The organism is Stenotrophomonas maltophilia (genome assembly GCF_001676385.1).
Taxonomy (GTDB): Bacteria; Pseudomonadota; Gammaproteobacteria; order Xanthomonadales; family Xanthomonadaceae; genus Stenotrophomonas; species Stenotrophomonas maltophilia_J.
Genome location: NZ_LYVJ01000004.1, coordinates 240,653 through 261,646 on the forward strand (window position 1 = coordinate 240,653; position 20,994 = coordinate 261,646).

The 20,994-nt window shown below is 68.4% G+C and carries 21 protein-coding genes; all 21 read left to right on the plus strand.

From position 1 onward, the window contains the following. The first annotated feature begins 52 nt into the window (after nucleotides 1-52). The 21 genes from A9K58_RS06940 to A9K58_RS07040 all read left to right on the plus strand — a co-directional run bounded on the left by A9K58_RS06940 (nucleotide 53) and on the right by A9K58_RS07040 (nucleotide 20,985). Complete coding sequence (locus A9K58_RS06940) at nucleotides 53-469, plus strand: hypothetical protein (RefSeq protein ID WP_065198656.1); 417 nt, start codon at nucleotides 53-55, stop codon at nucleotides 467-469. A 317-nt stretch (nucleotides 470-786) separates the two neighbouring features. Beyond that, on the plus strand, nucleotides 787-1,152 hold the full coding sequence (fliE, locus tag A9K58_RS06945; RefSeq protein ID WP_014037113.1) for a flagellar hook-basal body complex protein FliE: 366 nt from the start codon (nucleotides 787-789) through the stop codon (nucleotides 1,150-1,152). A 13-nt stretch (nucleotides 1,153-1,165) separates the two neighbouring features. Then, nucleotides 1,166-2,812 (plus strand): flagellar basal-body MS-ring/collar protein FliF, encoded by a 1,647-nt coding sequence (fliF, locus tag A9K58_RS06950; protein ID WP_065198657.1) that lies wholly within the window; start codon nucleotides 1,166-1,168, stop codon nucleotides 2,810-2,812. A gap of 7 nt (nucleotides 2,813-2,819) precedes the next feature. Further along, nucleotides 2,820-3,806: a flagellar motor switch protein FliG gene (fliG, locus tag A9K58_RS06955; protein WP_065198752.1), complete on the plus strand. Its 987-nt coding sequence runs from the start codon at nucleotides 2,820-2,822 to the stop codon at nucleotides 3,804-3,806. Then, complete coding sequence (locus tag A9K58_RS06960) at nucleotides 3,803-4,444, plus strand: FliH/SctL family protein (protein WP_065198658.1); 642 nt, start codon at nucleotides 3,803-3,805, stop codon at nucleotides 4,442-4,444. Before fliG ends, A9K58_RS06960 begins: the two co-directional genes overlap by 4 nt. Further along, on the plus strand, nucleotides 4,441-5,826 hold the full coding sequence (locus A9K58_RS06965; RefSeq protein ID WP_065198659.1) for a FliI/YscN family ATPase: 1,386 nt from the start codon (nucleotides 4,441-4,443) through the stop codon (nucleotides 5,824-5,826). The genes A9K58_RS06960 and A9K58_RS06965 overlap by 4 nt, the downstream gene beginning before the upstream one ends. Before the next feature lie 3 nt (nucleotides 5,827-5,829). Further along, nucleotides 5,830-6,297, plus strand: coding sequence for a flagellar export protein FliJ (gene fliJ, locus A9K58_RS06970; RefSeq protein WP_065198660.1), 468 nt, complete (start codon nucleotides 5,830-5,832; stop codon nucleotides 6,295-6,297). Then, nucleotides 6,297-7,475: a flagellar hook-length control protein FliK gene (locus A9K58_RS06975; protein WP_065198661.1), complete on the plus strand. Its 1,179-nt coding sequence runs from the start codon at nucleotides 6,297-6,299 to the stop codon at nucleotides 7,473-7,475. Before fliJ ends, A9K58_RS06975 begins: the two co-directional genes overlap by 1 nt. 168 nt (nucleotides 7,476-7,643) lie before the next feature. Next, nucleotides 7,644-8,159 (plus strand): flagellar basal body-associated FliL family protein, encoded by a 516-nt coding sequence (locus A9K58_RS06980; RefSeq protein ID WP_065198662.1) that lies wholly within the window; start codon nucleotides 7,644-7,646, stop codon nucleotides 8,157-8,159. A 10-nt stretch (nucleotides 8,160-8,169) separates the two neighbouring features. Continuing rightward, nucleotides 8,170-9,174, plus strand: a complete 1,005-nt coding sequence (fliM, locus tag A9K58_RS06985; RefSeq protein ID WP_065198663.1) for a flagellar motor switch protein FliM — start codon at nucleotides 8,170-8,172, stop codon at nucleotides 9,172-9,174. Continuing rightward, nucleotides 9,171-9,506, plus strand: coding sequence for a flagellar motor switch protein FliN (gene fliN / locus A9K58_RS06990; protein ID WP_005409543.1), 336 nt, complete (start codon nucleotides 9,171-9,173; stop codon nucleotides 9,504-9,506). Before fliM ends, fliN begins: the two co-directional genes overlap by 4 nt. After that, a complete protein-coding gene (fliO, locus tag A9K58_RS06995) occupies nucleotides 9,503-9,922 on the plus strand; it encodes a flagellar biosynthetic protein FliO (RefSeq protein WP_065198664.1) in 420 nt (139 codons plus the stop codon). The genes fliN and fliO overlap by 4 nt, the downstream gene beginning before the upstream one ends. A gap of 1 nt (nucleotide 9,923) precedes the next feature. Further along, nucleotides 9,924-10,703 carry a flagellar type III secretion system pore protein FliP gene (fliP, locus tag A9K58_RS07000; protein WP_065198665.1) on the plus strand — a complete coding sequence of 260 codons (780 nt, stop codon included), beginning with the start codon at nucleotides 9,924-9,926 and terminating at the stop codon, nucleotides 10,701-10,703. 58 nt (nucleotides 10,704-10,761) lie between these two features. Beyond that, nucleotides 10,762-11,031: a flagellar biosynthetic protein FliQ gene (locus A9K58_RS07005; protein ID WP_005413254.1), complete on the plus strand. Its 270-nt coding sequence runs from the start codon at nucleotides 10,762-10,764 to the stop codon at nucleotides 11,029-11,031. Between the two features lie 13 nt (nucleotides 11,032-11,044). Next, complete coding sequence (fliR, locus tag A9K58_RS07010) at nucleotides 11,045-11,836, plus strand: flagellar biosynthetic protein FliR (RefSeq protein ID WP_065198666.1); 792 nt, start codon at nucleotides 11,045-11,047, stop codon at nucleotides 11,834-11,836. A 251-nt stretch (nucleotides 11,837-12,087) separates the two neighbouring features. Then, nucleotides 12,088-14,223, plus strand: coding sequence for a putative bifunctional diguanylate cyclase/phosphodiesterase (locus tag A9K58_RS07015; protein WP_065198667.1), 2,136 nt, complete (start codon nucleotides 12,088-12,090; stop codon nucleotides 14,221-14,223). Between the two features lie 150 nt (nucleotides 14,224-14,373). Beyond that, nucleotides 14,374-15,504, plus strand: a complete 1,131-nt coding sequence (gene flhB, locus A9K58_RS07020) for a flagellar biosynthesis protein FlhB (protein ID WP_065198668.1) — start codon at nucleotides 14,374-14,376, stop codon at nucleotides 15,502-15,504. A gap of 44 nt (nucleotides 15,505-15,548) precedes the next feature. Beyond that, nucleotides 15,549-17,609 carry a flagellar biosynthesis protein FlhA gene (flhA, locus tag A9K58_RS07025; RefSeq protein WP_196769169.1) on the plus strand — a complete coding sequence of 687 codons (2,061 nt, stop codon included), beginning with the start codon at nucleotides 15,549-15,551 and terminating at the stop codon, nucleotides 17,607-17,609. Between the two features lie 145 nt (nucleotides 17,610-17,754). Continuing rightward, nucleotides 17,755-19,371, plus strand: a complete 1,617-nt coding sequence (flhF, locus tag A9K58_RS07030) for a flagellar biosynthesis GTPase FlhF (protein WP_065198670.1) — start codon at nucleotides 17,755-17,757, stop codon at nucleotides 19,369-19,371. Beyond that, the gene (locus tag A9K58_RS07035) at nucleotides 19,358-20,245 is read left to right on the plus strand and encodes a MinD/ParA family ATP-binding protein (RefSeq protein ID WP_049426835.1); all 888 of its coding nucleotides are present in this window, start codon (nucleotides 19,358-19,360) and stop codon (nucleotides 20,243-20,245) included. The genes flhF and A9K58_RS07035 overlap by 14 nt, the downstream gene beginning before the upstream one ends. Continuing rightward, nucleotides 20,242-20,985, plus strand: coding sequence for an RNA polymerase sigma factor FliA (locus A9K58_RS07040; RefSeq protein WP_065198671.1), 744 nt, complete (start codon nucleotides 20,242-20,244; stop codon nucleotides 20,983-20,985). The genes A9K58_RS07035 and A9K58_RS07040 overlap by 4 nt, the downstream gene beginning before the upstream one ends. Nucleotides 20,986-20,994 lie beyond the last annotated feature (9 nt).

The following is a 20,994-nucleotide window of genomic DNA, read 5'->3' on the forward strand; positions in this document are numbered from 1 at the left end:
CAACGCCACCGCAGTGCGGAGCATGGCAAGAACACTCCAAGGAGGTTCCACCATGCATCGCCTCAGCCTGCTCGCCGCCCTGCTCTACCCGGCCATGGCCACCGCCGCCAACTGCACCCTGCCCGCCACGCTGGACCAGCGCCAGTTCACCAACCTCAGCGACCCGCTGTACGCGCCGGACAACCCCAACGCCGGGCGCATGGTGCAGCTCAGCTTTGCCGGCAGCCAGTACGTGCTGGACATCCTCGGCACTGACCTGCGCATCGGCGGCAGCTACCGCTACCAGCGCCTGGCCCCGCATATCGCGGAAATCCAGATGACCGAAGCCCACCCGGCCGGCCCCGCCCACTACACACTGCTGCTGACCTGCCAGAGCGACCACCAGGGCCGTTTCATCTACACCCAGCACGAGGGCCCCATCGCACCGCGCCAGCGCCAGAATTCCGGTCGCTGGACCCTGCAGCCATAGGCCAGAAAACCGACGCCGGATAAATGGCGCCACCAATCGGGGTCAGAGCCCGTTGCGTTGCAACGGGATCCGACCCCGTGCCGACCAACGGTCGGCACCCACCATCAGCAGCAGGTTCCAACAGATCGCGGCCACCTCGCCACCCCACGGATAGCCCGATTTTGACGTTGATGTTGACGTTGCTTCGGCGGGTGCAGGGCGCAGCCCTGCCAGCCGTCCCCCCAACCCTCACTTCACTGAATCGAAAACCGGTTTCGGCACGGCGCTTGCACTGGTTCCAGCAGACAACCCCATCCCTGTTTCTGGAACCGTTGCAGATGTCCCACTCCGTCACTTCGATCCTTTCGCAGATCCGCTCCTATCAGACCCAGATGGGACAGCCGGCGCTCAACCCGCTGGGCGAAACGCCGCGCAGCAATGCCCTGCCGGGCACAGTGCTGGATGCGCCGCAGGTGCAGCCGGCCAGCTTCACCGAGACCCTGCGTGGTGCGATTGCAGGCGTCAACGATGCGCAGCAGAAGTCCGGCGCCCTCGCCAAGGCCTTCGAAATGGGCGACCCCAGTGCCGACCTGGCCAAGGTGATGGTCGCCTCGCAGCAGTCCCAGATCGCCTTCCGCGCCACCGTGGAAGTCCGCAACCGTCTCGTCCAGGCCTACCAGGACGTGATGAACATGCCGCTGTAAGGAACAGAGACGCATGGCACTGACGCTCTCCAAGGACAGCCTGAACGCCGAGAAGGCCGGGCAATGGTTCGACCGCCTGCAGAGCCTGCAGGTCACCCGTCGGCTGGGCCTGATGGCGATGATCGCGGTGGCGGTGGCGGCAGGCTTGTTCGTGTTCTTCTGGTCGCAGAAGCCGGGCATGGTCCCGCTGTACACCGGCCTGGACCAGAAGGCGACCGCTGAAGCGACCGACCTGCTGCGCGCCGCGCAGATTCCGTTCGCACTCGACTCCGCCACCGGGGGCATCACCGTGCCGGAAAAGAACCTGCACGATGCGCGCCTGAAGCTGGCCGGATCCGGCCTGACCGACAGCGGCAAGCTCGGCTTCGAACTGATGGAACGCGACCCGGGTTTCGGCGTCAGCCAGTTCGTGGAAAGCGCGCGCTACCAGCACGCACTGGAAACCGAGTTGTCGCGCACCATCAACACCCTGCGCCCGGTGCGCGATTCCCGGGTGCACCTGGCCATCCCCAAGCCCAGCGCCTTCACCCGACAGCGCGACGTCGCCAGCGCGTCGGTCACGCTGGAACTGCGCGGTGGCCAGCAGCTGGAGCGCAGCCAGGTCGACGCCATCGTGCATATGGTTGCCGCCAGCATCCCTGACCTGGCACCGGAGCGGGTGACCGTGGTCGACCAGAGCGGGCGCATGCTCAGCGTCAGCGACCCCAACAGCGAAGCGGCAGTCAATGCCGCCCAGTTCGAGCAGGTGCGCCGCCAGGAAACCTCGTTCAACCAGCGCATCCGCGAACTGCTGGAACCGATGACCGGTCCCGGCCGGGTCAATCCGGAGGTCAGCGTCGACATGGATTTCTCGGTGACCGAGGAAGCCCGCGAGCTCTACAACGGTGAACCGCAGAAGCTGCGCAGCGAGCAGATGAGCGAGAACACCACCAGCACCCCGGGCCCGCAGGGCGTGCCTGGCGCAACCAGCAACAGCCCGCCGGGCCAGCAGGCCGCGCCGGCCACCGCGCAGGCGCCGACCGAAAGCAGCAGGAATGCGACCCGTAACTATGAGCTGGACCGCACGCTGCAGCACACCCGCCAGCCGGCCGGCCGCATCAAGCGCGTATCGGTGGCGGTGCTGGTGGACAACGTGCCGCGTGCCGGTGCCGACGGCAAGGTCAGTCCGCAGCCGCTGTCGGCCGCGGAACTGACCCGCGTCGAGGCCCTGGTCAAGCAGGCCGTCGGTTTCAACGCCGAGCGTGGCGATACCGTGTCGGTGATGAACGCACCATTCGTGCGCGACACCACCCCGGTTGAAGGCCCGGCCTGGTGGGAACTGCCCTGGGTGCACGATGCCGGCCGCATGCTGCTTGGCGCGGTGGTGGTGCTGGCGCTGCTGTTCGGCGTGCTGCGCCCGGCGCTGCGGGCGATCACCGGCCAGAACAGGAAGGACGACATGCAGGCAATGGAACCGCAGGTCGCCGACGTGCAGCTGGTGGATGACGATGGCACTCCGCTGCCGGTGCTGGGCAACGACCGCGCGAGCCTGACCGGGCCGGACACCTTGGCCCTGCCGGTGGATTCATATGAGGAACGACTGAGGATGGCGCGTGAAGCCGTGAAGACCGACTCCAAGCGCGTGGCCCAGGTGGTCAAGGGTTGGGTGGCCAATGACTGAGGCACCCCTGACCGGCGTGCAGCGCGCTGCCGTGCTGTTGCTCTCCCTGGGCGAGCTGGATGCGGCCGAAGTGCTGCGCCACATGGAGCCCAAGGAGGTGCAGAAGATCGGCATCGCCATGGCGACCATGACCGACATCACCCGCGAGCAGGTGGAACGGGTAATGGACCAGTTCAGCCAGGAGCTGGGCTCGAAGACGTCGCTGGGCGTGGGCTCGGACGACTACATCCGCAACATGCTGGTGCAGGCGCTGGGCAGCGAGAAGGCCGGCAACCTGATCGACCGCATCCTGCTCGGCCGCAACACCACCGGCCTGGATGCACTGAAGTGGATGGACCCGCGGGCGGTGGCCGATCTGGTGCGCAACGAACATCCGCAGATCATCGCCATCGTGATGGCACACCTGGAAACCGACCAGGCCGCCGACGCGCTCAAGCTGCTGCCCGAGCGCACCCGCGTGGACGTGCTGTTGCGCATCGCCACCCTCGACGGCATTCCGCCGAACGCGCTCAACGAGCTCAACGAAATCATGGAGCGCCAGTTCGCCGGCAACCAGAACCTGAAGTCGTCGAACATCGGCGGCGTGCAGTGCGCGGCCAACATCCTCAACTTCATGGACAGCGGCCAGGACCAGGCGATCCTGGGCGAGATCGCGCGCATCGACGCGCCGCTGAGCAACCGCATCCAGGACCTGATGTTCGTGTTCGACGACCTGGTCGACCTGGACGACCGCGAGATGCAGCTGGTGCTGCGCGAGGTCAGCGGCGAGCGCCTTGGCCTGGCCCTGCGTGGCGCCGACATCAAGGTGCGCGACAAGATCACCCGCAACATGTCGCAGCGCGCGGCGGAAATCCTGCTGGAAGACATGGAAGCCCGTGGCCCGGTGCGCCTGTCCGACGTGGAAGGGGCGCAGCGCGAAATCCTGGCCATCGTCAAGCGCATGGCCGATGAAGGCACGGTCACCCTCGGTGGCAGCGCGGAGGCCATGCTGTGAGCAACGTTGTGCGCTGGCTCGCCCCGGACCTGCTGGCCCAGCCCGAACCGCTGCTGGAGCACGAGGACGCGTTCGAACCCACCGAGCCGGACCCGGAGCACGTGCCGGAGCCGCCGCTGCAACTGCCCACCCTGGAGGAGATCCAGGCGATCCAGGACAGCGCCGAGAAGGAAGGGTTCGAGCATGGCCACGCCGAGGGCTACGGCCAGGGCCAGGCCGAGGTGCGTCGCCTCGCAGCACAGATCGAGGGCATCCTCGACAACTTCAGCCGGCCGCTGGTGAGGCTGGAGAACGAAGTGGTCGGTGCACTTGGCGAACTGGCGGTGCGCATCGCCGGGGCGCTGGTCGGTCGCGCCTATGAGGCCGACCCGGCACTGTTGGCGCAGCTGGTCGGTGAAGCGATCGACGCGGTAGGCGGCAGCAACCGCGAGGTCGAGGTGCGCCTGCATCCGGACGACATCGCCGCCCTCGCCCCGCTGCTGACCCTGTCGCCGCAGCAGCGCCTGGTGCCCGATACCAGCCTCAGCCGTGGCGACCTGCGCGTGCACGCCGAGGCCGTGCGCATCGACGGCACCCTGGAGGCCCGCCTGCGCGGCGCGCTCGATGCGGTGATCCGCCAGGCCGGAGCCACCGCATGACCGCCGGACCGCAACTGACGCCGCCACCCGCCGACTGGGCCATCGCCCGCAACCTGCGGCTGGCGCGTCGCCTGGACGGCCTGCGCGTGGATACCGCGCATGGCCGCGGCCTGATCCGCGAAGGCGTGCTGCGCCGCGCGGTCGGGCTGACCCTGGAAGCGGTCGGCTGCGAGGCACCGCTGGGTGCCAGCTGCAAGGTCGAAGTGGTTGATGGCGGCTGGGTCGATGCCGAAGTGGTCGGTTTCGCCGGCGAGCGAACCTACCTGATGCCCAGCGCCGAACTGCACGGCCTGTTGCCCAACGCCCGGGTGGTGCCGTCGGCGCGCCGCGGTGGCGTGGAAGTGGGCGAAGGCCTGCTTGGCCGCGTCATCGACAGCGATGGCGTGCCGCTGGACGGCAAGGGCCCGATCCGCGCCGAGGGCCACGTCGGCATGGCCGGCGTGTCGATCAATCCACTGGCACGCGAACCGATCACCCAGCCGCTGGACGTGGGGGTGCGCGCCATCAACGCGCTGCTGCCGATCGGTCGTGGCCAGCGTGTGGGCCTGTTTGCCGGCTCCGGCGTCGGCAAGTCGACGCTGCTGGGCATGATGACCCGCTATACCGCCGCCGACGTGATCGTGGTCGGCCTGATCGGCGAACGTGGACGCGAAGTTCGCGATTTCGTCGAGACCACGCTGGGCGAGGAAGGCCTGCGCCGAGCGGTGGTGGTCGCCAGCCCGGCCGACCGTCCGCCGCTGGCGCGCCTGCATGGCGCCTATCGCGCCACCGCGATCGCCGAATGGTTCCGCGACCAGGGCCTGAACGTGCTGCTGCTGATGGATTCACTGACCCGTTTTGCCCAGGCCCAGCGCGAGATCGGCCTGTCGGTCGGCGAACCGCCCACGACCCGCGGCTATCCGCCGTCGGTGTTCGCCAAGCTGCCGGCGCTGGTCGAGCGCGCTGGCAACGGCGCCAAGGGCCGTGGCTCGATCACCGCGTTCTATACGGTACTGACCGAGGGCGATGATCCACAGGATCCGATCGCCGACGCCGCGCGCGCCATCCTGGATGGCCACATCCTGCTCTCGCGGCGCGTGGCCGACAGCGGCTTGTACCCGGCCATCGACGTTGAATCGTCGGTCAGCCGCGTGGTCACCGAAATCGCCGACGAACCGTGGCGCCTGCGCATCCGCAAGCTGAAGCGGCTGGTCTCGGCCTACTCGGCCAACCGGGACCTGATCGCCATCGGTGCCTACCAGCGCGGCAACGACGCGGCCACCGACGAAGCCCTGGAACGCTGGCCGGAAATCATGGAGTTCCTCGGCCAGGACGTTGCCAAGGCCGCAGATCTCCCGCACAGCCAGGCGGCGCTGCAGCGCCTGGTGGAACATGAGAGTTGAGCCATGAACCAGTCCAAGCGCATCGATCCCCTGCTCAAGCGGGCCCAGGAACACGAGGACGCGGTCGCCCGCGACCTGGCCGAACGCCAGCGCGTGCTCGACACCCATCTGTCGCGCCTGGACGAACTGCGCCGCTATGCCGAGGAGTACGCCAACGCCCAGATGGCAGCGACCAGCCCGGCACAGCTGCTGAACCGCCGCGCGTTCCTCGACCGCCTCGACAGTGCGGTCGAACAGCAGCAGGCCACGGTCAACGGCAACCGCGAAAAGGTGGAGGCCGAGCGCGCCCGCCTGATCCTGGCCAGCCGTGACAAGGCGGTGCTGGAACAGCTGGCCGCCAGCTACCGCGCACAGGAGAAGGTGGTGACCGACCGTCGCGACCAGCGCGAGATGGACGACATTGGTGCGCGGCGTGCACGCCTGGCGCAGGCCGAAGACCAGGACGGCGCCGAGCAGGGAGGCCGCTCGTGATGCCCGCCCCGCTCGCCGGCAGTGCCAACACGGCCACGCCCGCCACCAGCAACAATGCCGCGCGTGCCCCACGCAGCGACAGCGGCAAGGACTTCAGCCAGCTGCTGCAGGGCGACGCGCCCACGGCACCCGGCCCCGCCAGCGGCGCCGCTCCGCCGACACCGCCCCCCTCTTCCACGCCGGGCCAGCCGTCGACCGCCAGCAGCGACGGCCAGGCACCGGGCGAACGTAACGTGGACGCCGAGGCGACAACGGCTGAGACGCCGCCGCTGCCGCCCGCTGCCGTGGCCCCGGCTGGACCCGGCACCGACAAGGACAAGCCCGCCGCGACCGAGGACGCCCCGTGGCCTCCGTTCGGCCTCGCCGGCCTGGTGCTGGCGACGCCCACGGCTGCCGATCCGGTCGCCGCTCAATTCACAGCATCTGCGCCATCGCTGGACAGCGATGGCACGGCGCGGGTGGCTACACCCGCAACGAACTCGGCACTGCCTGCAGCCGCCCCGGCAACCGCAACCGCCGCCCCACCCGCGGCGGCCGACAGCAGGCCGGCGGCGAACAACGCTGGCGATGCCACCGCGCTGCCATTGCCGGAGATGATCCTGCCCGGCAGGCACAGCGAGCGTGGCGAGGGTAGCGATCCGGCCACGGCCGGGGACCGCCTCACCGCACCGCTGCTGCATGCCCCGGGTGCGGCGGCCGTACAGGACCTGAAGGCCGCGCTCGCCACCGGCAATGCCATCTTCAATGGCGAACCCACGCCGAAGCCGGTGCTGGGTGACGAAGGCTTCGACCAGGCCATCGGCGCTCGCCTGGGCTGGCTGGCCGAGCAGAAGATCGGCCACGCCCACATCCGACTGAGCCCGGATGACATGGGCCCGGTCGACGTGCGCCTGCAGTTGAACGGCGACAAGGTGCACGCCAGCTTCAGCAGCCCGCACGTGGAGGTGCGCCAGGCGCTGGAAGGCAGCCTGCCACGCCTGCGCGAGCTGCTGGGCGAACAGGGCTTCCAGCTGGCCCACGCCGATGTCGGCCACCAGGCACCCGGCGGTGATGGCAACGCGCCGGGACGGCCCGGTGGCGGCGGCATGCCCGGCGACGGAGAACCGACGCCGGGCGACAGCAGTGTGTCGTCCGCGCAGTTGATCCGCCAGCGCGGATTGCTGGACGCGTACGCCTGACAGGCGCGCCAAGTAGGGTTCGCCCCTGCCAGTATCGCGTTGGTGGGTGCGGAGCTTGCTCCGCACGGCCCCACCGGCACCCCGACGGAATTCCGCCGCACCCCTCTGCCCTGCGTTCGGCACGCCCCTTGCATATCCCGGTGAAGCAACCCTCAGGAGCTTCACCCCGTGGCCGCAGCCGCTGAAAAAACCAAGAAGACCGCCGAGAAGGACAAGGCCGCCAAGCCGCGCAGTCCGATCCTGATCACCGCACTGGTCGCCGTGCTCGCCGCCGCGGCGGCCGGTGGCGGCGTCTGGTTCTTCACCCAGTCCAAGCACGACGACAAGAGCGCACAGGCCCCGAAGACGGCCGCCACGCCCGCACCGGCCCAGTATTTCGCGCTGGACCCGGCCTTCGTGGTCAACCTCAACGGCCCGATCGACGGCCCGCGCTACCTGCAGCTGGAAGTGCAGCTGATGACCCGCGACCCGCTGGCGCTGGAGGCGATCAAGACGCATGCGCCGGCCATCCGCGCTCGCCTGCTGATGCTGTTCTCGCAGGTCAGCCCCGACCAGATCGCCGACGTCGCCGGCAAGCAGAAGCTGCAGGCCGCGTCGCTGGCCGAGGTGCAGAAGGTGCTCAAGGCCGAGACCGGCAGCAATGGCGCCGACGATCTGTTGTTCACCAGCTTCGTGACCCAGTAAGGGCCCGCCGATGAATGACCTGCTGTCCCAGGACGAGATCGATGCCCTGCTCCATGGCGTGGACAGCGGCGCGGTCGAAACCGAACCGGAACCGCCGTCAGGCGAGGCCCGCTCGTATGACTTCGCCAGCCAGGACCGCATCATCCGCGGTCGCATGCCGACCCTGGAGATGGTCCACGAGCGCTTCGCGCGCCTGTGGCGCATCGGCCTGTTCAACCTGATCCGCCGCTCGGCCGAGCTGTCGGTGCGCGGCATCGAGCTGATCAAGTTCAACGACTACATGCACTCGCTGTATGTGCCGACCAACCTGAACCTGATCCGCTTCAAGCCACTGCGCGGCACCGGCCTGATCGTATTCGAGCCGACCCTGGTATTCGCCATCGTCGACAACTTCTTCGGCGGTGACGGGCGCTACCCCACCCGCATCGAAGGCCGCGAGTTCACCGCCACCGAAATGCGGGTGATCCACCTGCTGCTGAAGCAGACCTTCGCCGACCTGCGCGAGGCCTGGGCGCCGGTGATGGACGTCGACTTCGAGTACATCAACTCGGAGATCAACCCACACTTCGCCAACATCGTGACCCCGCGCGAGTACGTGGTGGTGTGCCGGCTGCACGTCGAACTCGACGGCGGTGGCGGCGACATCCACGTCACCCTGCCGTACTCGATGCTGGAGCCGATCCGCGAACTGCTCGACGCCGGCATCCAGAGCGACCGCAACGACCGCGACGAAAGCTGGGGCCGGACCCTGCGCGAGCAGCTCAACATCGCCGAAGTGACCTTGTCCAGCGTGCTGGCCAGCAAGCGCATGACCCTGCGCGACCTGACCCGGCTGAAGGTTGGCGATGTACTGCCGATCGAGCTGAACCCGCAGGTGCCGCTGTGCGTGGAGAACATCCCGGTGTTCACCGGCGAATTCGGCATCGCCAACGGCATGAACGCCGTGAAGATCACCGCTACCCATCCGCCGGGCAGCCGCCCGCGCGTACCCGTCATCCAGGAAGACCCGCAATGAACGATATCGACGCCCTCGAACCGACCCCGGCCCAGTTCAGCAGCCTGCAGGCCGATGAGGCCAACGGCCCGGACCTGAACCTGGACGTGATCCTCGATGTGCCGGTGACCCTGTCGCTGGAAGTCGGTCGTGCACGCCTGCCGATCCGCAACCTGCTGCAGCTCAACCAGGGCTCGGTGGTGGAACTGGAGCGCGGTGCCGGCGAATCGCTGGACGTGTTCGTCAATGGCACCCTGATCGCCCACGGCGAAGTGGTGGTGATCAATGACCGCTTCGGCGTGCGCCTGACCGATGTGGTCAGCCCGAGCGAGCGGATCCGGAGACTGCGTTGAGCCTGCTGGCCTCCACCCTGCTGGCGGTCGGCAAGACCGCCGCCCCGATCGGACCGCAGGTCGGCCAGCACGCGGCCGCCGCACCCAGCCTGTTCGGCGCGGTGCTGGCGCTGCTGGCGGTGCTGGCGCTGGTGATCGGCCTGGGCTGGTTGCTCAAGCGCCTGCCCGGCAGTGGCTTCCGCCCGGCCGACGGCATGAAGCTGGTGGCCAGCCTCAATGTCGGTGCCAAGGAACGGGTGGTGGTGGTGGAAGTCAACGGCCAGCAACTGCTGCTGGGCGTCACCGCCGGCGGCATCAACACCCTGCATACCCTGCCCGAGCCGCTGCCGCCGCCGGCACCGGTGCGCGTGCCGGACTTCAAGAACCTGCCGAATTTCGCCCAGCTGCTGCAGCAGCGGCTGCGCAAGGAACCCTGACATGCGTGTCACCCGTACCCGTCTCGCCACCCTGATGCCGTGGCTGTTGCTGCTTGCCCTGTGCCTGTTGCCGGCGCTGGCATGGGCCGCGCCCGGCGCACCGTCCACCCCGCTGCCGGACGTCAACGTCGGCAAGATCGGTGGTGCGCCGGTCAGCCTGCCGCTGCAGACCCTGCTGCTGATGACGGCGATCACCCTGATCCCGTCGATGCTGCTGGTACTGACCTCGTTCACCCGCATCATCATCGTGCTGGGCCTGCTGCGCCAGGCGCTGGGTACCGGGCAGACGCCCTCCAACCAGGTGCTGCTGGGCCTGGCCCTGTTCCTCACCGCGATGGTGATGATGCCGACCTGGGACAAGGCCTGGAGCGCCGGCATGGCGCCCTACCTCAACGGCGACATCGACTTCCAGACCGCCTGGACGCTGACCACGCAGCCGCTGCGCGGCTTCATGCTGGCACAGATCCGCGAGACCGACCTGATGACCTTCGCCGGCATCGCCGGGCATGGCACCTACTCCAGTCCCGACGCGATCCCGTTCCCGGTGCTGGTCGCCTCGTTCGTCACCAGCGAACTGAAGACCGCCTTCGAGATCGGCTTCCTGATCTTCATTCCGTTCGTGATCATCGACCTGGTCGTGGCCAGCGTGCTGATGTCGATGGGCATGATGATGCTGTCGCCGATGCTGGTGTCGGCGCCGTTCAAGATCCTGCTGTTCGTGCTGGTCGATGGCTGGGTGCTGACCGTAGGTACGTTGGCGGCCAGCTTCAATCCGGCGTGATATCCCCCGTAAGCGCAGTCGAGCATGGCTCGACTCTACAAAAGCAGATGGAACCCGAATGTCTCCCGAACTTGCCCTGACCGAACTGCGTGGCGGCCTGATCACCGTGTTGTGGGTAGCCGGCCCGCTGCTGCTGACCGTGCTGGTGGTCGGCGTGGTGGTCGGTGTCGTGCAGGCGGCCACCCAGCTCAACGAACCGACCATCGCTTTCGTCGCCAAGGCGGCGGCGCTGACCGCGGTGCTGTTCGCGCTGGGCAGCCTGCTGATCGGCCACCTGGTGGAATTCACCACGCTGCTGTTCCAGCGCATTCCGCACCTGATCGGCTAGGGCGCGCGCTTCGATGGACGCCGCGACACAGATGGCGGCCGACGGCCTGCAGGCTTTCGGCATGATCGGCACCGTGCTGTGGACCCTGCTGCGCGTCGGCGCGGTGGCCATGGCCATGCCCATGGTCGGCACGCGCGCGGTTCCGGCGCGGGTGCGCGTGGTGCTGGCCGGCACCCTGGCCATTGCGCTGGCTCCGCTGTTGCCGCCGGTGCCGGACTGGACCGGCTTCGATGCCGCCACCGTGTTGACCATCGCCCGCGAACTGGCCATCGGCGTTTCCATCGGATTCCTGCTGCGACTGGTGTTCGAGGCGGGCGCGGTGGCCGGCGAACTGGTCGCGCAGGGTACCGGACTGGCCTTCGCGCAGATGAGCGATCCATTGCGCGGTGGCACCTCGGGTGTGATCGGACAGTGGTTCTACCTGCTGTTCGGCCTGCTGTTCTTCACCGCAAATGGCCATCTCGCGTTGATATCGCTGCTGGTGGACAGTTACCGGGCGCTGCCGATCGGTGCGCCCCTGCCCGACCCGCACGCCTTCTTCAGCATCGCCCCGACCTTCCTGCTCACCGTGCTGCGTGGTGCACTGACCCTGGCCCTTCCGCTGACGGTGGCGATGCTGGCGGTGAACCTGGCCTTCGGTGTGCTGGCGCGTGCCGCCCCTGCGCTGAATCCGATCCAGCTGGGCCTGCCGGTGTCACTGCTGCTGGGCCTGTTCCTGCTGGCGCTGCTGGCCGGCGAAATGGGGCCGCCGGTACAGCGTCTGTTCAACGCTGCCTTCCAGGCTGCGGACGCGGTCACACACTGACCCGATGCATTTGTTTCTGTAGAGCCGAGCCCATGCTCGGCTGCCTTCGGCAGGAGCGGCAGCCGAGCATGGGCTCGGCTCTACAGGGGCGGAATTTCACGCATGGGCGCTTGAAGTTGCCCCCGGTCTGCGCGTTACAGTGAACGCGCGGCAACCGGGGGGATGCCGCACCTGGCCGGCGCCCGCGCCGGCCTGCCTCATGCATGCCCCGCCGTAGTTTCCGTCGACAGGCAGGTCCGGGAGGCTGATGAATGCTGGTAGGCACGTACAACCCGTGGCTGGTTGCCGTCTCATTGCTGGTGGCGGCACTGGCTTCATACACGGCGCTCGCCATGGCCGGGCGCACGGTCACCGCCCCCGGCAAGGGCGCGGCCTGGTGGTGGCGCCTTGGCGGGGGCTTCGCCATGGGCCTGGGCATCTGGTCGATGCATTTCATCGGCATGCTCGCCTTCAGCCTGCCCATCCCGCTGGGCTACGACCTGCCGATCACCCTGCTCTCGCTTGCGCTGGCGATCGCTTCGTCGGTATTCGCGCTGTGGCTGGTCTCGCTGCGCACGCTGCCACACCGCCACCTGGCCGGCGGTGCCCTGCTGATGGGCGCCGGCATTGCCGGCATGCACTACGTGGGCATGGCCGCAATGCGCATGCGACCGGGCATCGATTACCACCCCGGCTGGTTGCTGCTGTCGCTGCTGGTGGCCGTGGCCGCCTCGTGGACCGCGCTGTATGTGGCTTTCCGCCTGCGTGCACGGCACACCCGCGTCGGTAACCGGCTGCTGGCGGCCAGCCTGCTCGGCCTGGCCATCGTCGGCATGCACTACACCGGCATGGCCGCCGCGCGCTTCCCGCAAGGCAGCATCTGCGGCGCGGCGGTGGGCGATGGCCTGCAGAACGAATGGCTGGCGATGCTGGTGGTGGTGCTGACCGTCGCAATCCTGGCGGTGGTGCTGGTGGTGTCCTGGCTCGACCAGCGGGTGGAAGCGCAGCTGTTGCGCCTGCGCAATTCGATGCTGAGCACGTCGCTGACCGATGCCCAGCAGGAACTGACCCAGGCCGCGCTGCATGACCCTCTGACCCGCCTGCCCAACCGCCTGCTGCTGCAGCGGCGCATCGTGCAGGCGCTGGCCGAAGCCGAACAGAACGGCAGCCGCTTCGCGGTGATGTTCATGGACCTGGACGGCTTCAAGCAGGTCAACGACGCTTATGGCCACCAGGCCGGGGATGCCCTGCTGGTGGCGGTCGCCGAACGCACCCGCCAGCTGCTGCGCCCCAGCGACATGCTGGCGCGCCTGGGCGGCGACGAATTCGTGCTGGTGGTCCGCATCGAGCACGACGAGGACCTGCCCACCCTCGCCCGGCGCATCCTGCAGGCGGTGGGCAGCGGCCCGCTGCTGCCGGACAACGAACTGCAGGTGAGCGCCAGCATCGGTGTGGCGATCTGCCCCGATCACGCCGCCAGCGAACGGCAACTGATGGCCTTCGCCGACGCGGCGATGTACCAGGCCAAGGAATCCGGGCGCAATGCGTTCGTGCTGTTCGCCGACTGGATGAACGACAGCGCCGAGCAGCAGTTCCGGCTGCTGGCCGACCTGCGCCGTGCGATCGGCAGCGAGCAGCTGTTCCTGCACTATCAGCCGAAGATCCGCGTGGCCACCCAGAAGGTGGCCGGTGCCGAAGCGCTGATCCGCTGGAAGCACCCGGAGCACGGGCTGATCCCACCGGACCGCTTCATCCGCCTGGCCGAACGCAGCGGCGCGATCAACGAGATCGGTCGCTGGGCACTGGACCAGGCCTGCCAGCAGCTGCGGCGCTGGCGCGACGCCGGGCATGAAGGCTGGTCGATGTCGGTGAACCTGTCGCCGGTGCAGTTCAGTTCGCCGCACCTGCTGCAGGATGTGCGAGAAGTGATCGAACGCTACGACATTGCCCCGCGCCACCTGGTGCTGGAGATCACCGAAAGCACGGTCATGCGCGATACCGATACCAGCCTTCGCCTGCTGCAGGCCCTGTCGGCGCTGGGCGTGGGCATCTCCATCGATGATTTCGGAACCGGCTATTCCAGCCTGCTGTACCTGAAGCGGCTGCCGGCCACGGAGATCAAGATCGACCACGCGTTCGTGCGTGACCTGGAACACAGTGCCGAGGACGTGGTGATCGTCTCGGCCATCGTGGCGCTGGGCCATGCACTGGACATGGACATCGTCGCCGAGGGCGTGGAAACCGCCGCGCAGCGCGCCTACCTGGAGCGCCTGGGCTGCGACTTCCTGCAGGGGTACCTGCTCGGTCGCCCGGTCGACGCGGCGCGCTTCATGCAGCTGCATGACCTGCCCCGGCCGCGGATGGAACTGGCGCAGGGCCCACCGACCGGCGGCGGCGCTCCCCGGTAGAGCCGAGCCCGTGCTCGGCTGCGGTAGGCGCCAGGCACGAAGCGCAGCCGAGCGTGGGCTCGGCTCTACAAGACCGGCCGTCGGTCGCACCACGCCATGCGTGGAACGGTTCTTGCACGCACCCAGGCATCTCCTGCCCCAGTGCCCGTGATGTCCGAGAACGAATCCGCCGGCGAAAAGACCGAACAACCTACCGAAAAACGCCTGCGCGACGCCCGTGAACAGGGCAACCTACCGCGCTCGCGCGAGCTCGGGACGGCCGCCGTGTTCGGCGCCGGCGTACTGGCGGTGATGGCCATGAGCGGCTCGATCGGCCGCGGCGCCAGCGCCTGGATGAAGCACGCGCTCAGCCCGGAACAGAGCCTGCGGCAGAACCCGAAGGAGCTGTTCGGTCACTTCGGTGACCTGCTGCTGCAGTTCATGCTGGTGATAGCGCCGCTGGTGCTGGTCTGCCTGTTGGCCAGCTTCGTCGCGCCGCTGGTGATGGGCGGGCTGCGCTGGTCGGCCAAGGCGATGATGCCCGACCTCAACCGCATGAACCCGATGAGCGGGCTCAAGCGCCTGTATGGCCCGGAGGCCTTGGCCGAGTTCACCAAATCGCTGCTGCGCGTGGCTTTCGTCGGTGTGGCTGCCGGCCTGGTGGTGTGGACCGGCTTCGACACACTGCGCGGGCTGATCCACCGCCCGCTGGAGACCGCCATCACCGACGGCCTCGGCTTCACCCTGCGCCTGCTGCTGGCCACCGCCGGCGCCATGCTGGTGCTGGCCGCCATCGATGCCCCGTACCAGCGCTGGAACTGGATGCGCAAGCTGAAGATGACCCGGGAAGAGCTGCGCCGGGAAATGAAGGAAAGCGAGGGCAGCCCCGAGGTAAAGGGCCGCATCCGCCAGCTGCAGCAGCAGATGGCCAACCGCCGGATGATGGAAGCGGTACCGACCGCAGACGTGGTGGTGGTCAACCCCACCCACTACGCGGTGGCGCTGAAGTACGAGGGCGGCTCCATGAACGCGCCCACGGTGGTCGCCCTGGGCGTGGACGAGACCGCCCTGCGCATCCGTGAAGTGGCCGACGGCAACAAGGTCGCCATCGTCTCCGCCCCGCCTTTGGCACGCGCCTTGTATCGGGAAGGCCAACTCGGCAAGGAAATCCCCGTGAGACTGTATTCGGCCGTCGCCCAGGTCCTGTCCTATGTCTACCAGCTGCGCGCCTGGCGCACTGGCCCGATGCCGGACGCACCGCACATCCAGGTGGATGAATTCGGCAAGGGAGGCCGCCCGTGAGCGCCCAGCCGTCCGCCGGATTCAATACCCGCCGCGCCCTGGAAATGATCCGCCAGGGCCTCGGCGCGCCGCTGATCGTACTGGCCCTGCTGGCTATGGTCGTGGTGCCGCTGGCCGCGCCGGTGCTCGATGCGTTGTTCACCTTCAACATCGCCATTTCGCTGATGGTGCTGTTGGCGGTGGTCTACGTGAAGCGCCCGCTGGACTTCACGATCTTCCCGATCGTGCTGCTGATCACCACCATGCTGCGGCTGGCCCTGAACGTGGCCTCCACCCGCGTGATCCTGCTCAACGGCCAGAACGGCCACGACGCCGCCGGCAAGGTCATCGCTGCCTTCGGCGAATTCGTGATCGGCGGCAACTATGCCGTCGGCATCGTGGTGTTCGCGATCCTGACCATCATCAACTTCGTAGTCATCACCAAGGGTGCTGGCCGCGTCTCGGAAGTGACCGCCCGTTTCATCCTGGACGCGATGCCCGGCAAGCAGATGGCGATCGATGCCGATCTCAACGCCGGCCTGCTGACGCGCGAGGAAGCCAAGGCCCGCCGCGAGGAAGTCCGCGAGGAAGCCGATTTCTATGGTGCGATGGATGGTGCCAGCAAGTTCATCCGCGGCGATGCCATCGCCGGCATCCTGATCCTGTTCATCAACATGCTCGGCGGTCTCGCCGTAGGCGTGCTGCAGCACGGCATGCCGTTCGGGCAGGCCGCTGCCACCTATACCCTGCTGTCAATCGGTGACGGCCTGGTGGCACAGCTGCCGGCGTTGCTGGTCTCCAGCGCGGTCGCGATGCTGGTCACCCGCGCCTCGCGCTCGCAGGACATGGCCCAGGCCATGACCGGGCAGGTGTTCGGCCAGTACCGCGCGCTGGCGATCACCGCCGGCATCATCGGCCTGGTCGGCCTGGTGCCGGGCATGCCCAACGTCGCTTTCCTGACGCTGGCGTCGATCCTCGGCTTCATCGCCTGGAAGCTGTACCGCAAGACCCGCGCCCCGGCCGCCGATGCCGCTGCAGCGGGCAAGGACCCCGCCGCGCTCAACGCCCTCGGCCGCCCGGCCGCACCGGCGCCCACCGCCGAACTGAGCTGGGACGAACTGCGCCCGGTCGATCCGCTGGGCCTGGAGGTCGGCTACCGGCTGATCCCGCTGGTGGACAGCAACCAGGGCGGCGAGCTGATGGCGCGCATCAAGGGCGTGCGCCGCAAGCTGACCCAGGATGTCGGCTTCCTGATCCCGTCGGTGCACATCCGCGACAACCTGGAACTGCCTGCCAACGGCTACCGCGTGCTGGTGCACGGCGTGCCGGTGGCCACCGCCGAGATCCATCCGGACCGCGAGCTGGCACTGGACCCGGGCAGCGCGCTGGGCAGCCTGGAAGGCATCGCCGGCAAGGATCCCGCATTCGGCCTGGATGCCACCTGGATCCAGCCCCACCAGCGCGCACAGGCCGAAACGCTGGGCTACACCGTGGTCGACCCGGCCACCGTGATTGCCACCCATCTCTCGCACCTGATCCGCGAACACGCGCCAGAACTGCTCGGCCACGAAGAAGTACAGCAGCTGCTGGCCAATCTGGCCAAGAGCGCACCCAAGCTCGTCGAAGATCTGACGCCGAAGGCATTGCCGCTGTCCGCCGTGGTGCGCGTGCTGCAGAACCTGCTGGTCGAGCGGATTCCAATCCGCCAGCTGCGCAAGATCGCCGAAGCCTTGGTCGAGCACGCACCTGGCAGCCAGGACCCGGCCGTGCTGACCGCCGCCGTCCGCGCCGCGCTGGGCCGCTTCATCGTGCAGGAGATCGCCGGAATGTCGGCGGAGCTGCCGGTGTTCACCCTCAACCCGCAATTGGAACGTGTCTTGCAGGAGTCCACCCAGGGCAACGGCGCCGCGCTGGAACCCGGACTCGCCGAGCGACTGCACCAGAGCCTGGCCGAATGTGTCAGCAAGCAGGAGGCCCGTAACGAGCCTGCAGTCGTGCTGGTGCCTGGTCCGGTGCGCGCCGCGCTGGCGCGCCTGGTCCGCCACAGCGTTCCGTCGCTGTCGGTGCTGGCCTACAGCGAAGTGCCGGAGGACAAGCGCCTGAAGCTGGTCGGAACGATCAGCTGACGCCGCCCGACGACGCGCCAGAAAACAGACACCACTTCCGATCCAACGCAACAGACAGACACCAAGGGGAACCCGCACCGTGCAGACCACCGACCACCCGAGTTCCCCGACCGCCACCCCGCCGTCTCCGTCCCGTGACCACAGCATGAAAATCAAACGATTCGTCGCCGCCGACATGCGCTCGGCCATGAACCTGGTGCGCAAGGAACATGGCCCTGATGCCGTGATCCTGTCCAACCGCCGGATCGAGGAAGGCATCGAGATCGTCGCCGCCGCCAACTACGACGAGAGCGCCGTGCAGCGTGCACTGGAAGCCTCGCGTCGTGACATCGCTCCGCCGCCGGTGCCGAAGCCGCGCACCGCCGCCGATGCGGTGATTGCTGCGGTCACCCGCCGCCGCAGCAGCACCCCTGCGCCGGAACCGGTCGCCGCCACCACCTCGGCCGTGGCCGCCCTCGCCCGCGCCGCAGTCGGCGCCACCGGCCGCACCCTGGACAGCGCCGACGAGATCGTGCCGACCCGCGGCAGCAGCGGCTTCGCCGCCACCCTGGCGCGTGCCGCCGTCAACGAACCGGCGCGGCCGGAACCGGGCTTCGCCGCGTTCGCCGAAGCCATCGTCGCACCGGCCACCGCCGTACCGGCCAACCGCGCACGCTTCCAGATCGATCCGCCGCACGACGCCCATCACGAAAACATGGCGCCGCCGCTGCAGCCGCCGCCGCTGCCGACCGCTGCCGTCGCCGACGCGCCGCCGGCCAACGCCACCAGTGAACCGGCGTTGGCCGATGCCATCGCCGGAACCACGCCGCAGCCTACCCTCGCTCCGGCCCCGGTGCTGACCGTGGTCGCGCAGGACGACGCCGAGATCCGCCATCTGCGCCAGGAAGTGGCCGGCATGCGCCAGGTGATCGAGCGCGAAATGAACCGGTTCACCGATGAGCGCCTGCGCGGTAGCCCGGTGCGCGCCACCGCCCTGGACCTGATGGACGAATACGGCTTCGATGCGGGCCTGGCCCGCGACGTCGCCATGCAGATCCCGCTGGAAACCGAAGCCCATCGCGGCCGCGGCCTGATGCTGGGCCTGATCTCGCGCAAGCTGCCGATCGCTCCGGCCGACCCGCTCGAAGAAGGCGGCGTGATCGCGCTGGTCGGCCCGACCGGTGCCGGCAAGACCACCACCATCGCCAAGCTGGCCTCGCGTTTCGCCGAAAAGCACGCGCCGCGTGACGTCGCCCTGGTGACCACCGACACCGCCCGCATCGGCGCCCGCGAACAGCTGTACGGCTACGGCCGCCAGCTCGGCATCGCGGTGCACGAGGCCAACAGTGGCACCGACCTGGACCAACTGCTGGAACGCCTGAAGGACTACAAGCTGGTGCTGATCGACACCGCGGGCCTGGGCCCGCGTGACCGTGCGCTGGCCGCCCAGTTGCAGTGGCTGCGCGCTGCGCGCCAGGTGCGCACCCTGCTGGTGCTGCCGGCCAATACCAGCTCCGGCGACATGGACGAGGTGGTCCGCCGCTTCGGCGCCGCCAATCTGCAGGGCCTGGTGCTGAGCAAGCTGGATGAGACCGGCCGTTTCGGCAACGCACTGTCCGTGGCCGTGGACCACGCCCTGCCGATCACCTGGGTAACCGACGGCCAGGACGTGCCGGAGGACCTGCACCGGGCCAGCGCGGCCAACCTCGTACTTCGCCTTGAAGATTTGCGCCGAGCGGCCGATATGCCCTGCAACCCGGAGTTGAACCATGCCGTCGCGTGAGTACGCCAAGCTGACCAAGACCTTCCCGCTGTCGGCCACCCGCAGCGAGCCGCTCGGCCCTGTGCGCACCCTTGCCGTCACCGGCGGCAAGGGGGGCGTGGGCAAGACCAATGTGTCGGCCAACCTGGCCGTGGCATTGGCCGGCATGGGCAAGCGCACGCTGCTGCTGGACGCCGACCTCGGCCTGGCCAACATCGACGTGATCCTGGGCTTGAACCCCACCTTTACGCTCGCCGACCTGGTCGCCGGCCGCTGCTCGCTGGACGACGTTATCGTCGAGGGCCCGAATGGCGTGCTGGTGGTCCCGGCCGCATCCGGCCGCCGCCACATGGCCGAACTGGCCCCTGCCGAGCACGTCGGCCTGGTCAACGTGTTCTCGGAGCTGGAACGCGAACTGGACATCATGGTGGTGGACACCGCCGCCGGCATCACCGACGGCGTGCTGACCTTCTGCCAGGCCGCACAGGACACCGTGGTGGTGGTCTGCGACGAGCCGGCCTCGATCACCGACGCCTATGCGCTGATCAAGGTGCTGTCGCGCGAACGTGGCGTCGACCGCATCCAGGTGGTGGCCAACATGGTCCGCGACCCCAATGAGGGCCGCGTGCTCTACGAAAAGCTGACCCGTGTCTGCGAAAAGTTCCTTGCCGACGTCTCGCTGAACTACCTGGGCTGCGTGCCGCAGGATGACTGGCTGCGGCTGTCGGTGCAGCGCCAGCAACCGGTGGTGAAGGCCTATCCGTCCAGCCCGGCGGCACTGGCGATCACCGAGATCGCCCGGCGCACCGCACGCTGGCAGGCACCGACCGAACCACGGGGCGGGGTCGAATTCTTCCTCGAACGCATCCTCAAGCAGCGCGGGGTGGCGGCATGAAAGGCGCAGCCCAGTACAGGGAAGTCCAGCGTGCGGCGGCCAACGAGGTCATCGCCCAGCATTCGGACCTGGTGCGGCGCATCGCCCACCACCTGGCCGCACGCCTGCCGGCCAGCGTCGAGGTCGACGACCTGATCCAGGCCGGCATGATGGGCCTGATCGAAGCCTCGCGCAGCTACGACGCCGACCAGGGAGCCTCGTTCGAGACCTATGCCTCGATCCGCATCCGCGGCTCCATGATCGACGAGATCCGCCGGGGCGACTGGGTGCCGCGCTCGGTGCACCGCCGCGCGCGCGATGCGGCCGCCACCATCCGCCGCCTGGAACAGAGCACTGGCCGTGCCGCCAGTGCCACCGAAGTGGCCGCTGCGATGGAGATGCCGCTTCCCGAGTACCTGCGCCTGATGGAAGACGCCGCGCGTGGCCAGGTGCTCAGCCTGGAATCGCGCATTGAAGACCAGGGCGAGCTGGACACCGTCGCCCAGGGTGGCCCAACCCCGCAGCAGGTACTCGAGCGTGGCGAGTTCGGCCGCGAGCTGGGCAAGGCCATCGGCCTGCTGCCGGAGCGCGAACAACTGGTGCTCTCGCTCTACTACGAGCAGGAACTGAACCTGAAGGAGATCGGTGCGGTGCTCGGCGTGAGCGAATCGCGGGTCTGCCAGATCCACGGCCAGGCGGTGTTGCGCCTGCGTGGACGATTGAAGATTTTCGAGGCCGCAGATGCAGGCCTCGAAGAATGAACATGCCCG

Bases quoted from the DNA above. Each gene is read 5' to 3' on its own strand.
- A9K58_RS06940 (WP_065198656.1), top strand. From the start codon at position 53: ATGCATCGCCTCAGCCTGCTCGCCGCCCTGCTCTACCCGGCCATGGCC.
- fliE (WP_014037113.1), top strand. From the start codon at position 787: ATGTCCCACTCCGTCACTTCGATCCTTTCGCAGATCCGCTCCTATCAG.
- fliF (WP_065198657.1), top strand. From the start codon at position 1,166: ATGGCACTGACGCTCTCCAAGGACAGCCTGAACGCCGAGAAGGCCGGG.
- A9K58_RS06965 (WP_065198659.1), top strand. From the start codon at position 4,441: ATGACCGCCGGACCGCAACTGACGCCGCCACCCGCCGACTGGGCCATC.
- fliJ (WP_065198660.1), top strand. From the start codon at position 5,830: ATGAACCAGTCCAAGCGCATCGATCCCCTGCTCAAGCGGGCCCAGGAA.
- A9K58_RS06975 (WP_065198661.1), top strand. From the start codon at position 6,297: ATGCCCGCCCCGCTCGCCGGCAGTGCCAACACGGCCACGCCCGCCACC.
- fliM (WP_065198663.1), top strand. From the start codon at position 8,170: ATGAATGACCTGCTGTCCCAGGACGAGATCGATGCCCTGCTCCATGGC.
- fliN (WP_005409543.1), top strand. From the start codon at position 9,171: ATGAACGATATCGACGCCCTCGAACCGACCCCGGCCCAGTTCAGCAGC.
- fliP (WP_065198665.1), top strand. From the start codon at position 9,924: ATGCGTGTCACCCGTACCCGTCTCGCCACCCTGATGCCGTGGCTGTTG.
- A9K58_RS07005 (WP_005413254.1), top strand. From the start codon at position 10,762: ATGTCTCCCGAACTTGCCCTGACCGAACTGCGTGGCGGCCTGATCACC.
- fliR (WP_065198666.1), top strand. From the start codon at position 11,045: ATGGACGCCGCGACACAGATGGCGGCCGACGGCCTGCAGGCTTTCGGC.
- A9K58_RS07015 (WP_065198667.1), top strand. From the start codon at position 12,088: ATGCTGGTAGGCACGTACAACCCGTGGCTGGTTGCCGTCTCATTGCTG.
- flhB (WP_065198668.1), top strand. From the start codon at position 14,374: ATGTCCGAGAACGAATCCGCCGGCGAAAAGACCGAACAACCTACCGAA.
- flhA (WP_196769169.1), top strand. From the start codon at position 15,549: ATGATCCGCCAGGGCCTCGGCGCGCCGCTGATCGTACTGGCCCTGCTG.
- flhF (WP_065198670.1), top strand. From the start codon at position 17,755: ATGAAAATCAAACGATTCGTCGCCGCCGACATGCGCTCGGCCATGAAC.
- A9K58_RS07035 (WP_049426835.1), top strand. From the start codon at position 19,358: ATGCCGTCGCGTGAGTACGCCAAGCTGACCAAGACCTTCCCGCTGTCG.
- A9K58_RS07040 (WP_065198671.1), top strand. From the start codon at position 20,242: ATGAAAGGCGCAGCCCAGTACAGGGAAGTCCAGCGTGCGGCGGCCAAC.